Source organism: Propioniciclava sp. (assembly GCF_047602245.1).
Classification (GTDB): domain Bacteria; phylum Actinomycetota; class Actinomycetes; order Propionibacteriales; family Propionibacteriaceae; genus Propioniciclava.
Genome location: NZ_JASGHT010000001.1, coordinates 1,322,256 through 1,336,307, shown reverse-complemented (window position 1 = coordinate 1,336,307; position 14,052 = coordinate 1,322,256). Strand labels below are relative to the sequence as shown.

Below are 14,052 nucleotides of genomic sequence, written 5' to 3'. Positions count from 1 at the left end.
CGTGGGGGACAATGGTGCGCATGGCCCGCATCCTCGTGATCGACAACTACGACTCGTTCGTCTACAACATCGTCAGCTACCTCGCCCAGATCGGGGCCGAGGTGGACGTGTGGCGCAACGACGACCCCCGGTTCGCCGATCCGGATTGGGTGGCCGGCTACGACGGCGTCCTGCTCTCACCGGGGCCGGGGACGCCCGAGGCGGCGGGCGTGTGCATCGACGTCGTCCGTGACCAGGCTGGGCGGGTGCCGATCTTCGGCGTCTGCCTGGGCCTGCAGTCGATCGGCGTCGCCTACGGCGGTGTGGTCGGGCGGGCGCCCGAACTGCTGCACGGCAAGACCAGCCTGATCCACCATGACGGACGCGGCGTGTTCGCCGGCCTGCCGAGCCCGCTGACCGCGACGCGCTACCACTCGCTGGCGATCGACCCCGCGACCATGCCTGATGATCTGGAGGTGTCGGCGCGTACCGACTCCGGCGTGATCATGGCGGTGCGGCACAAGACGCTCCCGGTGGAGTCGGTGCAGTTCCACCCCGAGTCGGTGCTCACCGAAGGCGGCTATCAGATGCTCGCCAACTGGCTGGCCGCCTGCGGCGACGCCGACGCTCCCCGTCGTGCGGCGGGGTTGGCGCCGCTGATGGCCGTCGAGTGACCGGCCCGGGGCGGACGCTCCGGCCGTAGCCCGGGACGGTCAGCGCTCAGTCCGGTTCCGGTCGAGCGCGGACGCCGGCCGAGACGGGTTCGGCGCTCGGCTCAGTCCTCTTCGCCGGTCGCCGACGGTGTGGCACTCCCGCTGGGTGGAGGCGTGGTCTTCGGCGTGGCGGACGGTGTGGGCGTCGAGCCACTGCTCAGCACGATCGTCAGCCGGGCCGTCCGGTCGGCGAGTTCACCCGTCTCCGGACGGGTGCTGATCACGACCCCCGAACTGGCCGACGGCTCGAAGACGTAGTTCTTGAACCCGGCCCGTTCGACCTCGATCTTGGCCTCCTCCCGGGTCAGCCCCTGCAACGACGGCACCGGGGACTGGCCGGTCGCGACGCGGAGCGTGATCGGCGTGGTGACGCTCACCGGCTCGCCACCGGGCGGCGGATCGACCGACAGCACCTCGCCCGCCTTCGCGGTGAGCGGTTCGTCGGTGGCCTCCACCGCGCGCACGTTCGTGAAGCCCAGCCCGCCTGAGCCCGTGCCGAGGAGTCGCTTGGCGTCGTCCTCGAGCATGCCCACCACACTGGCGGGGATGCTCTTCATGTCGGGGCCCTGGTTGACCGTGATCACCACCGTCGAACCGGTGGGCACCGGCGTGCCGGCGACGGGATCAGTCTTGAGCACCCGCCCGAGCATGGACGGATCGTCGACCTTGTCGTACTCCACCCGCGGGACGAGCTTCGCCTCGGTCAGAAGGTCGCGCGCCTCCTGCTCGGTCGTCCGGAACAGGACGGGCACGGCGACCTGCTTGGGGTCGGAGGATTTCTGGCTGTTGATCAGCGTGATCGCGGCGATGACGCCGACGACGAGGAGCGCGACGATCGCGAGCGTCCACCACAGCCGGGACCGGTTCTTCTGGGCGGACTCGGGCAGCGTGTCGGTCACCACACCCGTCGCGGCGGTCTGCTCGGCGGTCGGCGGATCGGCGGACAGCATCGCGGTCGCAGGCGCCGGCGCCTGCGGGGTGGCCACGAGCGGGGGCACGGGGGGTGGCAGCGTCGCCTCGACGCGCTGCCCGCCCAGAATGCGCTGGACGTCGTCGCGCATCTCCGCGGCGCTGGCGTAGCGGTCGTCGGGATCCTTGGCCAGCGCCTTGAGCACGACCGCGTCCATCGGGGCGGTGACTTCGGCGTCCAGCGTCGACGGCGGCACCGGCTGCTCGCGGACATGCTGGTAGGCCACCGACACCGGCGAATCGCCCTGGAACGGCGGGCGTCCGACCAGCAGCTCGTACATCAGGCAGCCGGCCGAATAGATGTCGGAGCGGGAATCGACCCGCTCGCCGCGCGCCTGCTCGGGCGACAGATACTGCGCGGTGCCGATCACCGCAGCGGTCTGGGTCATCGTCGAGGAGGTGTCGGACACCGCGCGCGCGATGCCGAAGTCCATCACCTTGATGGTCCCCGACGAGGTCAGCATGACGTTGGCCGGCTTGATGTCGCGGTGCACGATGCCGGCGCGGTGGCTGTAGGCGAGCGCGTCCAGGACGCCGACGGTGAACTCGAGGGCGCGCCGCGGCAGGATCGGACGCCCCTCGCGCAGGATCTCGCGCAGCGTCCGGCCCTCGACGAGCTCCATCACGATGTACGGCACGGAGGTCTGCGACACCGGGTCGACCTCTTCGCCGGTGTCGTAGACGCTGACGATGTTGGGGTGGTTCAGCCGGGCCGCCGACTGCGCTTCACGGCGGAACCGTTCCTGGAACGTGGAGTCGCCGGCCAGGTCGACCCGCAATTCCTTGACGGCGACATCCCGGCCCAGGCGCAGATCGCGGGCGCGGCTGACCAGCGCCATGCCGCCGCGGCCGATCACCTGGCCGAGCTGGTATCGGCCGCCCAAGATGCGTGGCTGCTGGTCAGTCATGGTGTCCTCCGGAACGTCCCGCGGGCCGGGGGTGGCCGGGCGGGGAGTGGGCTCGTCTGTCATCGCATCGACTCGATTACTGCTTGGGCGATCGGTGCGGCGTAGCGGCCGCCCGAGATCTCGGAGCCGTCCACCCCGGCGTCCTGCACGAACACGGCCACCGCGATCGCGGGATCGTCGGCGAAGGCGACGAACCACGCGTACGGCACCCGGCCGGAGCTGTCACCCGATGAGGAGGTGAGCGCTGTGCCGGTCTTGCCGCCGACGCGGACGCCGGAGATCTGCGCGCGGCGACCGGTGCCGTTCTCGACCACGTCGACCATCATGTCCTGCAGCGCCCGCGCGTTCGCCGGGGCCAAGGCCAGCGACAGCTGGTTGGGCCGGCGGGTGGAGGTCACGTTCAGGTCGGGACCGCGCATCTGTTCCACCAGGTACGGCTCGAACAGGACGCCGTCATTGGCGATCGCGGCGGCCACCATCGCCATCTGCAACGGGGACGCCGCGACATCGAAGCCGCCGATCGAGGACAGCATGGTCTGGGCGGCGTCCGGGTTGGACGGGAACCGGCTGGCCACGCCGGAGAGTTCGGGGAGCTGGGTTGAGCCGAATCCGAACCGTTGCGCCTGCGCGCGGAGCGCGTCGTCGCCGAGGGTGCTGCCCAGGTTCGCGAACGCCGTATTGCACGACACCCGCAGCGCCTGCTTGAGGGTGATCTGCTCGCCGCCACACGAGCCGGTCATCTGGAAGGTCGAACCGGGCAGCGTCAAGGAGGCGGGGGAATCGACCATCGAGTCAGGCGTCATCCCCGACTCCAGCGCCGCGGCCGACACGACCAGCTTGAAGGTTGATCCCGGCGGGTAGATCTCGCGTACCGCACGATTCGCCATCGGCTTGGCCGGGTCTTCGGTCAGCTTCTTCCACGCCGCACGCGACACGTTCAGGTCGTGCGAGGCCAGGTCGTTGGGGTCGAACGACGGCGTGCTGACCAGGGCCTTCACCGCGCCGGTCGTGTAGTCGAGCGCCACGACGGCGCCCGGACGGTTGCCGAGCGCCTGCGCGGCGGCGCGCTGGGCGCGGGCGTCCAGGGTCGTCTGCAGGCTGTCGCCCTGAGGACGCTTGCCGGTGGCGGTGTTGATCACGTTCTGCAGGAACTGGGAGTCGGCGGTGCCTGACAGGCGCGCCGAGTAGTACTGCTCCAGCCCGGAGCCGCCGTACTCGAAGGAGTAGAAGCCGGTGACAGGGGCGTACAGCGCCCCTTGCGCGTAGCCGCGCTGGAACGCGAACCGGGTATCCACCGGGGTCGAGGTGACCACCGGCGTGTTACCGACCAGGATGTCGCCGCGGTCGACGCCGAACTGCGCGTCGCGCACGCGCCGGTTGGCCGGATCGCGATTCAGCGAGTCCGTGCGGGCCAGGTAGGCGTAGGAGGAGTTGACCACCAGCGCCAGGAACATGAGCATCACCACGAGGGATACCCGCCTGATCGGGCCGTTCATCGCGTGCCCTCCCCTGCTGTGTCGATCGTCTCGGTCACGGCATCGGGAGGCTGCTGTGCGGCGTCCGTCACCGGGCCGGGAACGCGGGCACCGAAGTCGGCGGGATCGGGCCGCGGATCGGCGATCACCTGGTCGCGCACGGCGGGAATCGCCTGCGTCGCGTCGGCCGACAGCGAGATCACCTCACCGGCGTCGGCGAGTTCGACCTGCGGGCGCCGCACCTGATGGGTGATGGTGAGCATCAGGCCCACCAGCAGGTAGTTCGACACCAGCGAACTGCCGCCCTGGGAGACGAACGGCGTGGTCAGACCCGTCAGCGGCAGCAGCCGGGTGACGCCGCCGATGATCACGAACACCTGCAGGGCGAACACGAACGCCAGGCCGGTGGCCAGCAGCTTGCCGAACGGTTCGCTGGACGCCAGCGCCGCCTTGAGCACCCGGGAGACCATCAGCGCAAACAGCACCACGATCGCCACCAGGCCGTAGAGGCCCAATTCCTCGCCCAGCGCTGCCGCGATGAAGTCGTTCTTCGCCAGCGGCGTCAGGTTCGGACGCCCCATGCCCCAGCCGGTGCCGAACAGGCCACCCCACGCGAAACCGAACTGGGCGCTGATCACCTGCAGGTTGCGGTCGTAGTCGCTGAACGGGTTGAGCCATGAGGAGAAGCGGGTCTGCACGTGGTCGAAGAACGCGTAGCCGAGACCGCCCAGCACGACGACCATGCCGATGCCCAGGATCGCCCAGCTGGGCCGTTCGGTGGCGACATAGAGCATCATCACGAACAGGCCGAAGAAGAGCAGCATCGTGCCCAGGTCGCGCTGGAAGACGAGCACCACCATGGCGAGTCCCCAGGCGATCAGGATCGGCCCGAGGTCGCGCGGGCGCGGGAAATCGATGCCGGCGAAGCGGCGTCCGGCCATCGCCAGCACGTCGCGCCTCTCGACCAGGTAGGAGGCGAAGGCGATCGACAGCACGATCTTGGCGATCTCGGCGGGCTGGAAGCTGAACGGGCCGAGCTCGATCCAGATCCGGGCGCCGTGATTGGCCTTGCCGATCACCGGCAGCAGCGGCGACAGCAGCAGGATCACCCCGGCCAGGAACCACACGTAGGTGAACCGCTGTAGCCGGCGGTGATCTTTCAGCAGGACCACCACGGCACTGAACCCGAGGATCGCCAGGACGAGCCAGAACAATTGCAGCTCGGCGCTGTGCAGGCTGTCGGCCTGGTCGAGCCGGTAGATCATCGAGATGCCCAGGCCGTTGAGCAGGAACACCAGCGGCAGGATCAGCGGGTCGGCGTACGGCAGCCGCCAGCGGGTGACGGCCCAGGCGAGGCCACCGATCGCGAACCAGCCGGCGACGCCGGCATACCAAGGCCCGCCGAACTGCCACGGCCCGAACGACATGATCCAGTCGGCCGGGAACGTGCCCGTCTGGTTGAGCGCCACCAGCAGATAGCCGCCCGCACCAATGGCGAGAGCGAGCAGCATCATCAGCGCCGACGAGACGGTGCGCTTGCGGTGCACGACGACCTCGGGCATCTCAGCACTCCTCGGGCGCGACGACCGGGGTGGGGGACGGGGTGGGCGAGGCGGTGGTCTCCTCGGGCGCGGGGGTGCTCGACGGGGCACCCGGATCGCCGCTGGCCCTCGCCGCGCGCTGGGTGATGCACTGGTCGGCCTTCTGCCGTAGCGTCGCCAGCGTCGACCGTCCCGCATCGATGCTGGCGACCTCGATGGTGGCCCGCACCTGTTCGGCGTAGTACGGCGGAAGATCGGCGATGCGCGTGCTGTCGGTCTCGATGACATGGGACAGGTCTTGGCCGAGGATGCGGTCGGGGATGCCCCGGTAGAGCGCCACATTCGCCTGCGCGGGACCGATGAAGTAGCGGGTCTGGGTGTACTGGTAAAAGCCGAAGCCACCGCCGACCAGTGCGACGGCGGGCACCAGGACGCCGATGGCCAGTTTGACCCAGGACCGGCGTTTCCGGCGGCCGTGCAGCGCGTAGCGTGCGGCCTCGGCCTGGGTGACGGCCCGCTCCTGGGCTTCGAGCTCGCCGATCGCCGCCGACGGCAGGGCCGCGAAGGACGCCGTGCGCTCCGGCCCGTCCGGCATCGCGACCGTGGCCGCCGAACCGAGGGTGGCCACCGGCCCGAGCGGCCCGTCGGTCTCGACGTCGGCGACGATGAGGGTGATGTTGTCGTAGCCGCCCGCCTCGTGAGCCAGGGCGACCAGGCCGTCGATGGTCTCCTGGCGCGGCAGCCCGGCGGCGGCGACCGCGGCGATGGCGGCGTCCGTCATCAGGCCGCACAGGCCGTCGGAGCACACCAGCAGCCGGTCGCCCGGCGCGATGCCGACCCAGCCGAGATCGGGCTCGTATTGCGGGGAGCCGTTCAGCACCCGCAGCACCAGGGAGCGGTGCGGGTGCTCGAGCGCCTCCTCCTCGGTGATCCGGCCCTCGTCGACCAGGGTCTGCACCCAGCTGTGATCGTGGGTGACCCGGTGCAACTGGCCGTCGCGGATCAGGTAGGCGCGCGAGTCGCCGATGTTGACCACGGCGAGCCGGTCCTGCGCCAGCACGAAGCCGCACACGGTGGTGCCCATCCCGGCCAGTTCGGGATCGTCCTCGACCAGCTCGATCAGCTTTTCGTTGGCGCGGGCGAGGGTGAGCGCCATCACGGTGAGCAGGTCCACCATGTCGCTGGGATGATCCTCGTCCTCGTCCGCGGCCTCGCGCTGGTCGGGAGGGATGTCGGCCTCGTCGGCCAGCCGTGCGGCGCGCACCTCGGCGATGCGGACGTCCAGGGCCTCATCGGTGGCGCGCAACTCCCAGGTGGCGACGGCGGAGGCCAGGTCGCCGGCGGCGGCACCGCCCATGCCGTCGGCCACCATCAGCATGCGCGGGCTGGTGTAGGCCGAGTCCTGGTTGTTGGTGCGGACGAGCCCGATCTCGGAATGCGCGTCGTAGGAGAGCGTCAGCGCCACGGCTCAGACCTCCACGGTGAGCAGGGTCCGCCCGATGCGTAGCGTGTCGGTGGGGGTGAACGGCGCCGGTGCGCTCAACCGCTCCTGGTTGAGGTAGGTGCCGTTGGTGGAGCCGAGATCTTCGACCATGTAGCCGGTCGTGGTCCGGTAGATGCGCGCGTGCCGCGTCGACACATAGTCGTCGTCGAGGATCAACTGGCAGTCGGCGCTACGGCCGATCTTGAGGTGGTCGCCGAGCGTCATGGTCAGCCCGGCCTGCTTGCCCTGGCTGATCCGTAGCGTGGTCGGCATCCGTTTGGCCGCCCGGCGCTCGGCCCAGCTCTTCTTGGCCGGGCCGGACGCCGCAGGCACCTCGGCCGGGACCGGGGCGGCGGCGGTCCGGACGCGGCGTCCGAACAGGTCGGAGCGGATCACGGCACCGACGAACCACACGAACACCCACAGCAGGGCGAGGAAGGCGAACTTGAACCCGAAGACGAGGATCTCAGACATCGCTCACCGGTGATCTGACGAGCATGCGGGTATTGCCCAGTTCGACGCGCGAGCCGTCCTGCAATGCGGCCTGCTGCACGCGGCGTCCGTCGACGATGATGCCGTTGGTGGAACCCATGTCTTCGATGGTCACCGAGGGATGCTCGGTGTCGCCGGAGACGCTGATCCGGGCGTGCAGCCGGGAGATGCCGGGGTCGTTGATGCGCACGTCGGCGTCCGTGCCGCGGCCCAGCGTGAAGCCGGGGGCGCTCAGCGGATGCCGGATGCCGTTCACCTCCAGGACGAGACTGGCGCGGCGGATCGCGGTCGCGGTCGCCGAGGACGCCGCAGCGGCGACGGCCTCGCTGGTCACGGTGAAACGGCCCACGGGAAGGTTCTCGTCGAGTTCGTAGACGATGGTGACCGGCCCGTTGAACACATAACCGGCCGTCGCGGCGTACTCGCGCAACTGCGGGATGATGTCGGAGTTGAGGGTGCGGCTGTAGGGCACCAGGCGGTCGTAGTCGTGGTGGGACAACCCGATGGTGAACTCGTTGGGCACGAGCTTGCGGTCGCGGGCCAGCAGACGGGCCTCGGCGTCCAGCTCCTTCTGCAGCCGGGCGGTGATTTCGACGGGCTGCACATCACCCTTGAAGGCCCGCGCGAAGGCGCCGTTGACCACCCCTTCGAGCTTGCGCTCAAGGTTGTCGAACACTCCCACGGGACCTCCTTTCTCGTGCTTGCAGGCCAGATCGCCGGGACAAGACTAGCCGCTGACCCTGAGCGGGAGGTGAGGAGTACTCAGAGAACCGAGTACAACTACCGCCGGTGCGGCTAGGTGAAGCTCCGATCCGGCGATGCGGACGTCCCCGTGCCGGGCCAGGAACGAGGGCTCGCCGAGCCCCAGCAACCCCAGATCGGCGCGGCCGTCGGTATGCGGGGAGGCCACCACGGTCAGGGGCCCGTGGGTCAACGCAAACCACCCCTCGCCGTGGCGGGCACGGACCGGCAGCCTCCCCTGGTGGGACTCGCCCAACCCGTACTCACGCCGCAATTCGATCAGCCTGCGATACCAGTCGAGCATGGCCGTATGCCCCACCTCGCCGAGCTCGGCCCAGTCCAGCACACAGCCGGCGCAGGTGTCTGGCGACTGCGGATCGGGGATGGCGGCCTGGGGGCCGTAGAGCTGCTCCCAGCCGTGTTCGGCGAACTCCTTGGTGCGGCCCTGGGTGACGAGCTGGCCCAGGTCGGCGTCGTGGTCGCAGAAGAAGCGGAACGGACGCCGCGTGCCCCACTCCTGGCCCTGGAACAGCAGCGGAGTGAACGGGGACAGCAGCAACAAGGCGGCTCCGGCGGCGGCCTGGCCGGGGCTGAGCCGCTCGTCAGGGCGGTCGCCGAGGCCCCGGTTGCCGACCTGGTCGTGGTTCTGGGTGAAGGTGACGAACCGGCGGCGGTCCACGGCGTCCGGCACCGGGGCGCCCCAGTCGCTGCCGCGGAACGACGAGTAGCCGCCGTCGTGCACGAACACGCGCTCGAAGGCGTGCGCGAGCGTCTCGGCGGAGCCGAAGTCGCCGTAGTAGCCGAACCGCTCCCCGGTCAGCCAGGCGTGCAGCGCGTGATGGACGTCGTCGGCCCACTGGCCGTCCATGCCGCGGCCGTCCGGGGTGCCGGCCAGCGCCGGATCTCCGGTGTCGCCGGGGTGCGCGGCGGTCGGCGCGATCATCGCGACCTGGTTCAGGTCGGATTCGGCGATCAGCGTGGCCCGCCGGCCGCTCGCCTGCTCGAAGTCCGCGACGGCGTCCGCGAGCTCGGCCAGGATGTGCCGGGGCGAGTCGTCGTGCAGGGCGTGCACGGCGTCCAGGCGGAGCGCATCGATGTGGAAGTCGCGCAGCCAGCGCAGCGCGTTGTCGACGATGAAGGCCCGGACGCCGCCGGCATGCGCGTCGTCGAGGTTGATCGCCGCGCCCCACGGCGTGTGGTGCTTCTGGGTGAAGTACGGGCCGAAGGCTGGCGCATAGTTCCCGGCCGGGCCGAAATGGTTGTAGACCACGTCCAGGCAGACGGCCAGGCCGTGGGCATGCGCGGCGTCCACGAAGCGCTGCAACGCTGCCGGGCCGCCGTAGTGCTCGTGCACCGCGTACAGCTCGACGCCGTCGTAGCCCCAGCCGCGCTCGCCCGGGAACGGCGCGAGCGGCATCAACTCGATCGTGTCGATCCCGAGCTCGACGAGATGGCCGAGCCGGCCGATCGCGGCGTCCAGAGTGCCCTCGGGGGTGAAGGTGCCCACGTGCAGCTCGTAGAACACCCCGCCCAGCACGTCGCGCCCGGGCCAATCGACGTCCGCCCAGGCGTAGGCGGCGCTGTCGAAGACCCGGCTCGGGCCGTGGACGCCGAACGGCTGCCACGCACTGCGCGGATCGGGCCGCGGCTCACCCCCGTCCACGCTGAGCAGATAGTCGGTGCCCACGGGCAGATCGATGCTCCAGTACCCATCACCATCGGGGGTGAGTGGATGCTCGGTCAGGCCGTCCGTGCCCGGGCGCGACGGAACCAGGACCGCGTGGACGGATGAGGCCAGCGGCGCCCAGACCCGGACGGGCAGGGTGTGTGCCGGGGACGGGCTGTTCATCGTGGCCGGGTCAGCCATGGCCGTTGCCGTTCCGCTCATCCCGGGTGCCGTTTCCGTGGTGGTCGCCTTGGGTCGTGTCGGGATGGGTGCGCTCGAAGAAGCGTCGGCTCAACCAGCCGAGCAGGCCCGTGGTCGTCTCCTCGGTGGCTTCGGTGGGGATCGATGCCGGGACCGGGCGGCCATCGGGTCCGAGCCGGGGACCGGGGCGGAACAGGGCGTCGCCACCGCTGGCCTGGGGCAGCAGCGCGTCCGCCTGCTGTCCGGCGTCCGTACCACCGGGACCAGCGATCTTCTCCAGCACCGCGCACGGGTAGGTGCGCAGCAACTCGGCGAGCGGGACCGAGCCGCCGGCGTACTCCGCCTCGGTGAGCACATCGCGCCAGGTGCCTTCGGGCAGGACGACGATGTGCTCGGTGAACCCCTCCTGCTTGGCGGTCGTGCGGTGCAGGCGCGCGGCGATGGTGACCACGCGCGGGTCGCGCCCGCGGGCGAAGCACAGCGCGTTGCCGGTGCTGCTCGGCAGCGGACGGTAGGCGGCGTCCGGGCCGACGAAGGCGCCGGGCAGGCGTCGGCGGAGGCGCAGCACGGCGCGGGTGAGCAGCAGCTTCTCTTCGGCGAGCGTGAGCGGCGCCCGGCGGTCGAGATAGCTGGCCAGATCGGCGAGGTGGGCGAAGTCGGCCGGACGCCGGTTGTCGGGGTCGACCAGATAGTTCTGCACGGTCTCGCAGGACTGGTAGGTGTCGGCCACGCCCAGGCAGGTCAGCTGGACGGCCTTGTGCGCCAGGATCGCCGCCCGCGCCGAGGCGGCGGTGAACTGGTGCCAGTCGGCGAACGCGCCCATCAGCCCACCGTCGTCGTAGATCCGCCCGACGAACGCGGCCAGTTCGGCCTCGCCCTCGGCGTCCGGCTGCGTCCACGACGTCCAGAGCTTCTGCTCGCGCGCCGCCTTGAGCAGGTAGGCCTCCATCCGTTCCCGCTCGATCGGGCCCTCATCGGTCCAGGTGCCGGCCAGGATCTGCCAGAACAGGTTCTCGGTGTGGCCTTCGATGCCCTCGGCATAGGGGTGCAGCTTGCCGACCAGCGCGCGCCATTCGGGCGCGTACTGCGACAGGACGCCGATCCGGCAGCGGACGTCCTCGGAGCGCTTCATGTCGTGGGTGGTGCCGCAGGTCATCGTCACCGGCCAGCGTTGCGCCATCGCCGAGCACCAGCGGTGGAAGTCATCGGGGTTCAGCCCCCACGTCTCGGGCGAGCCGCCGACCTCGTTCATCGAGACCAGATGGGTCCAGCGGTAGAAGGCGGTGTCCTCGACACCCTTCGCGGTCACCGCGCCGCAGACCTGCTGGAACCGGACCACCAGTTCGTCCCGCATCGCCCGCTGGGCGTGGCTCGCCGAGCCGACCTCGCGTCCGAGCACCAGATCGACCACCACCGACATGGTCTCGCGCAGCTCTTCGTCGAGCCGCTCCGACGCCTCCCGCGCCGCCTGGTTGATCAGCGCCACCGACTGCTCGGGAGCCTCCTCACCGGGAACGATGTAGGCGCGGTAGCGGTCGAAGGCGATCACGAGTTCGGTGATGCAACGGCCGATCCAATTGAAGGTGTGGTCGCGCAGCATGATGTCGGCGCGGCAGATCGCGTGCGCGAGGGTGGCGATCCGGTACACCTCGGCGTACAGGCTGGTCGTGGTGATCTCGCGCTTGGAGTCGGTGATCACCTCCGGCAGCGAACCGGGGGTGTCGCCGGCGACCGCGTGCGCGACGGCGGCCAGATCGCCCAACCCGGACGGCGCGCAGTGCAGCGCCCCGATGCGCCAGGCCGCGTCGTAGCCGGTGGTGCCCGCGACCGGCCAGTCCTCGGGCATGTCCTCGTCGCCTTCGAGGATCTTCTCCGCGGCGATCCAGGCGCCGTCCGTGGCCGCCGACAGCCGGCGCATGTACCCGCGCGGGTCGGCCAATCCGTCAGGATGATCGATCCGGAACGCGTCGATGTGGCCGGCGCGGAACAACTCCAGCAGCAGGGCGTGGGTGGCGTCGAAGACGTCCGGATCCTCCACCCGCAGCGCGACCAGGGTGTCGACGTCGAAGAAGCGGCGGAAGTTCAGCTCCTCATCAGCCACCTTCCAATAAGCCAGCCGGTAGTGCTGGGCCTGCACACACAACGGCAGCGGCAGATGCTCGGTGCCGGCGCGCACCGGGAAGACATGCTCGAAATAGACCAGCACCGGCTGCTCGCCGTCCGCCTCGTGACCGGGCAGGGTGCGGTAGTCGAGGGTGATCTCACCGGCGGTGAGCACCGTGCCGATCCGGGCGCCCAGCACGGGCATCAGGAACGGATCGTCCTCGTCGGCGTCCGTACCGTCGAACCAGGCGGCATAGGGAGACTGCCGGCCCTGCTTCAGCACCGACCACAGCGCCTTGTTGTGATAGATCGGCGTCGGCGCGCCCATATGGTTCGGCACCACGTCGACCACGATCCCCATCCCGCGCGCGTGCGTCGCCTCGGCGAGCCGCTCGAAGGCCGCACGCCCGCCCATCACCTCCGAGATCCGGGTGTGGTCGACCACGTCGTAGCCGTGCGTGCTGCCCGGCGCCGCCTGCAGGATCGGGCTGAGATACAGATCGGTGACGCCGAGATCGTCCAGGTAGGGCAACTGCGCCGCAGCCTGGTCGAAGCTCAGATCGGGGCCGAGTTGCAGCCGGTAGGTGGACACCGGAGTGCGGCGTCCGGCCGACGGCAGATGGTGGCGCGGCGTCTCGACGGCTGCTGCCTGAGTCTGGGTCATCGCGATCCTCACGCTCGGTTGCGGGTGGTTTTCCACCCTAGCGGCGGCCTCCGACAGTCTTCGAGGGATTCGGGGACGTCGTCCGCCCGGGGGCAACACCGCTGCGGAGCCGGGGTGGCACCGGTCCCCAGCGACATGGAGGACCTCGAATAGGAGGACGCGGCCGGAGTGTGCTACCTTGTTCTGGCTGTCCCCGCGAGGGGGCGACGCGCGAGTGGCGGAATGGCAGACGCGCACGGTTCAGGTCCGTGTGTCCGAAAGGACGTGGAGGTTCAACTCCTCTCTCGCGCACGTTGAGGCCAAGTCCTTCGGGACTTGGCCTTTTTCGTGCCCGCGGGCGCACCGGGTCCGCTGTCCTGGCGCCACCGAGTCGGCCTCGCTGGCGGCGCCGACCTCGCACCTGCGCCGTCGTGGTCGCTTCTCGTCCCGTCCGTCGTGGTCGCTTCTCGTTGCGGTGTCCCAGCGCGGGATTTTGGTCTGTACTTAGACCACGATCCCGCACCAGGACAATCCCGCCCTCAGGGCGCGCTGGATCTGCGGCAGCACCACCACCGGGGAACAGGATGCTCCCGCGAATGAGTTCACCCGGACGCCTGTCTTCGAGAGGTGTTTGGTGGGCCTGTGTCGACCGCGGGCGCCGGGGCGCGTGCCCCGGTCACTTGGCGCGTGCGACTGTCGTCGTGCGCATGCTTCAACTCCACGAAGGTGTCGGTGTCATCAATGCAAAGTTGTGGTGCGTCTACTCGCCACATCTCTACATTGGCGGCGCTCGCGACTCACCGGCCAGAGGGTGAGCGGCATCGACATCGGTCTCAGGCGCCGGCGGTGTTGGATGTGCACCGTGATGTGAGAAGGAACGGGTTTGAGTACCGACCCGGTTCCTCTCATATGACCCGGCTCGTCGAAGATTCAGCGGATGACACCACCGCCAGGGATTTGACCGGCGTCCTTGCGCACGAGTTGCACCGTTGCGCACGAAATCTCGTCGGCAACGGTGCAACTCGTGCGCGCGAGTGAAGCGTCGGTGTCGGAGAGGTGGCTGCCGGGGTGTTGGCGCTCAGGTCATCCGGGCGGCAGGTCTCGATCGTGGCCCGACCGAGTTCTCGTGCTCAAATCG

The 14,052-nt window shown here is 69.9% G+C and carries 9 protein-coding genes and 1 tRNA gene; 2 read left to right on the top strand and 8 right to left on the bottom strand.

What is annotated here, in order from left to right; all coding sequences use genetic code 11:
- The first annotated feature begins 20 nt into the window (after window positions 1–20).
- Entirely contained in the window at window positions 21–653 is a 633-nt protein-coding gene (locus tag QM708_RS06510) for an aminodeoxychorismate/anthranilate synthase component II (protein WP_415105675.1), read from the top strand.
- Window positions 654–754: 101 nt separating this feature from the next.
- Here the strand turns inward: QM708_RS06510 and pknB are convergent, their stop codons facing one another.
- The 8 genes from pknB to treY are packed head-to-tail and all read right to left on the bottom strand — an operon-like array spanning window position 755 to window position 12,935.
- Window positions 755–2,569, bottom strand: coding sequence for a Stk1 family PASTA domain-containing Ser/Thr kinase (pknB, locus tag QM708_RS06505; RefSeq protein ID WP_415105672.1), 1,815 nt, complete (start codon window positions 2,567–2,569; stop codon window positions 755–757).
- A gap of 59 nt (window positions 2,570–2,628) precedes the next feature.
- The gene (locus QM708_RS06500; RefSeq protein WP_415105669.1) at window positions 2,629–4,065 is read right to left on the bottom strand and encodes a peptidoglycan D,D-transpeptidase FtsI family protein; all 1,437 of its coding nucleotides are present in this window, start codon (window positions 4,063–4,065) and stop codon (window positions 2,629–2,631) included.
- Window positions 4,062–5,606, bottom strand: a complete 1,545-nt coding sequence (locus tag QM708_RS06495) for an FtsW/RodA/SpoVE family cell cycle protein (protein WP_415105667.1) — start codon at window positions 5,604–5,606, stop codon at window positions 4,062–4,064. Before QM708_RS06495 ends, QM708_RS06500 begins: the two co-directional genes overlap by 4 nt.
- 1 nt (window position 5,607) lies before the next feature.
- Window positions 5,608–7,050: a protein phosphatase 2C domain-containing protein gene (locus QM708_RS06490; protein ID WP_415105664.1), complete on the bottom strand. Its 1,443-nt coding sequence runs from the start codon at window positions 7,048–7,050 to the stop codon at window positions 5,608–5,610.
- Between the two features lie 3 nt (window positions 7,051–7,053).
- Window positions 7,054–7,542, bottom strand: coding sequence for an FHA domain-containing protein (locus QM708_RS06485; RefSeq protein ID WP_415105661.1), 489 nt, complete (start codon window positions 7,540–7,542; stop codon window positions 7,054–7,056).
- Window positions 7,535–8,242: an FhaA domain-containing protein gene (locus QM708_RS06480; RefSeq protein ID WP_415105658.1), complete on the bottom strand. Its 708-nt coding sequence runs from the start codon at window positions 8,240–8,242 to the stop codon at window positions 7,535–7,537. The genes QM708_RS06485 and QM708_RS06480 overlap by 8 nt, the downstream gene beginning before the upstream one ends.
- Window positions 8,243–8,287: 45 nt before the next feature.
- Complete coding sequence (gene treZ / locus QM708_RS06475) at window positions 8,288–10,168, bottom strand: malto-oligosyltrehalose trehalohydrolase (protein ID WP_415105655.1); 1,881 nt, start codon at window positions 10,166–10,168, stop codon at window positions 8,288–8,290.
- Window positions 10,161–12,935: a malto-oligosyltrehalose synthase gene (treY, locus tag QM708_RS06470; protein WP_415105652.1), complete on the bottom strand. Its 2,775-nt coding sequence runs from the start codon at window positions 12,933–12,935 to the stop codon at window positions 10,161–10,163. The genes treZ and treY overlap by 8 nt, the downstream gene beginning before the upstream one ends.
- 208 nt (window positions 12,936–13,143) lie before the next feature.
- Between treY and QM708_RS06465 the strand changes: the two genes are divergently transcribed.
- Window positions 13,144–13,226, top strand: a tRNA-Leu gene (locus QM708_RS06465).
- The last annotated feature ends 826 nt before the right edge of the window (window positions 13,227–14,052 follow it).